Source organism: Antarctobacter heliothermus (genome assembly GCF_900188425.1).
In the GTDB taxonomy this organism is placed as follows: Bacteria; Pseudomonadota; Alphaproteobacteria; order Rhodobacterales; family Rhodobacteraceae; genus Antarctobacter; species Antarctobacter heliothermus.
Map to the genome: position 1 here is coordinate 1 of NZ_FZON01000104.1, position 2,500 is coordinate 2,500.

Annotated in this window: 2 rRNA genes (1 of these 2 cut by a window edge); both read right to left on the reverse strand. The window is 53.4% G+C overall.

Annotated features, from left to right (window positions below):
- Positions 1–114: 114 nt before the first annotated feature.
- Positions 115–229 (reverse strand): 5S ribosomal RNA (rrf, locus tag CHB90_RS25045).
- Between the two features lie 140 nt (positions 230–369).
- Positions 370–2,500, reverse strand: a 23S ribosomal RNA gene (locus CHB90_RS25050) (it continues 1,357 nt past the right edge of the window).

Below are 2,500 nucleotides of genomic sequence, written 5' to 3' on the forward strand. Positions count from 1 at the left end.
GTTGTTTTTTATCGGCTATTTATTTTGAGATTTTTTCATGCGAAAGCCCCCGCAGTTTTTGGCTGCGGGGGCTTTATGTATTTTTGGTGTATAGAGGTATCTGGTTTTTTCTAGGTTTGGCGGCGACCTACTCTCCCACGTCTTGAGACGCAGTACCATTGGCGCGACGGCACTTAACGGCCGGGTTCGGAATGGAGCCGGGTGTTTTGCTCGTGCTATGACCACCAAACCAAGGAAAAACCAGGACGATGCATTTGAGGTGCATCGTCATCAATCAACATCGTTGTCCAGGTCAAGGCTTACTGTGTTTACGGTGTAGTATGCTTATTTGCCCGTAAAGCTCGGTGATTAACCTTGCTGTTACTGGATCAAATCAAGCCTATCGGACCATTAGTACCAGTCAGCTGAACACATTGCTGTGCTTACACCTCTGGCCTATCGACGTGGTGGTCTACCACGGTCCTCAGGGAGATCTTGTTTTGAAGGGGGCTTCCCGCTTAGATGCCTTCAGCGGTTATCCTTTCCGATCATAGCTACCCAGCACTGCTATTGGCATAACAACTGGTCCACCAGTGGATCGTTCACCCCGGTCCTCTCGTACTAGGGGCAACTCTTCTCAAATCTCCTACACCCACGGCAGATAGGGACCGAACTGTCTCACGACGTTCTAAACCCAGCTCACGTACCTCTTTAAATGGCGAACAGCCATACCCTTGGGACCTGCTCCAGCCCCAGGATGAGATGAGCCGACATCGAGGTGCCAAACACTGCCGTCGATATGGACTCTTGGGCAGTATCAGCCTGTTATCCCCGGCGTACCTTTTATCCGTTGAGCGATGGCCCTCCCACTTGGGACCACCGGATCACTATGGCCGTCTTTCGACTCTGCTCGACTTGTCAGTCTTGCAGTCAGGCTGGCTTCTGCCATTGCACTCAACGAGCGATTTCCGACCGCTCTGAGCCAACCTTCGCGCGCCTCCGTTACGCTTTAGGAGGCGACCGCCCCAGTCAAACTACCCACCACGCAGGGTCCCGGACCCGGATAACGGGCCGCGGTTAGACATCAAACAAAACAAGGGTGGTATCTCAAGGGTGGCTCCACAGAGACTGGCGTCCCTGCTTCGAAGCCTACCACCTATCCTGCACATGTTGTGTCTGATGCCAGTGCGAAGCTGTAGTGAAGGTGCACGGGGTCTTTCCGTCTAACCGCGGGTAGCCTGCATCTTGACAGGCAATTCAATTTCGCTGAGTCGATGTTGGAGACAGCGGGGAAGTCGTTACGCCATTCGTGCAGGTCGGAACTTACCCGACAAGGAATTTCGCTACCTTAGGACCGTTATAGTTACGGCCGCCGTTTACCTGGGCTTCAATTCAGAGCTTGCACCCCTCCTTTTAACCTTCAGGCACCGGGCAGGCGTCAGACCCTATACGTCGTCTTGCGACTTCGCAGAGCCCTGTGTTTTTAATAAACAGTCGCCACCCCCTGGTTTGTGCCCCCGACGCTCTTACGCCGGGCCTCCTTCTCGCGAACTTACGGAGGTATTTTGCCGAGTTCCTTCAACATCGTTCTCTCAAGCGCCTTGGTATTCTCTACCAGTCCACCTGTGTCGGTTTAGGGTACGATCTAATGGAGGGCTATTTCCAGGGACTGTCTTGGATACGCGCCAATCCGATAAGGCACGCACGCCGCCACAATCCGTCACATCCTCCTGGCCCAGGAATATTAACCTGGTTCCCATCGACTACGCCTTTCGGCCTCGCCTTAGGGGTCGGCTTACCCTGCTCAGATTAGCTTTAAGCAGGAACCCTTGGACTTTCGGCGAGAGTGTCTCTCACACTCTTTGTCGCTACTCATGTCATCATTCTCACTAGTGATCTCTCCACCGGATCGCTCACGCGCCGGCTTCATCGAAAGCACCTGATCTTGTGCTACCGCCTATCGGCTACTTGAGCACGTTTACACGCGCCTCATACCCGATGTGCGATAGTAAAGATCGGTGCTATATCACACTACGCTCCGCTACCATGCTCACGCATCCTAAGCTTCGGCTCATGGCTTGAGCCCCGTTACATCTTCGCCGCAGGACAACTTATTTAGACCAGTGAGCTGTTACGCTATCTTTAAAGGATGGCTGCTTCTAAGCCAACCTCCTGGTTGTTTTGGTCGTCCCACCTGCTTTCCCACTTAGCCATGAATTGGGGGCCTTAGCTGTAGGTCAGGGTTGTTTCCCTCTCCACTACGGACGTTAGCATCCGCAGTGTGTCTGCCATCTAGTACTCCCCGGTATTCGGAGTTTGGTTAGGATCAGTAAGCCTGTGGGGCCCCATTACCCATCCAGTGCTCTACCCCCGGGGGTATTCGGATGACGCTCTACCTAAATAGATTTCGCGGAGAACCAGCTATCTCCGAGTTTGATTGGCCTTTCACCCCTAGGCACAACTCATCCCGACCTTTTTCAACAGGTGTGGGTTCGGACCTCCAGTACGTGTTACCGTACCT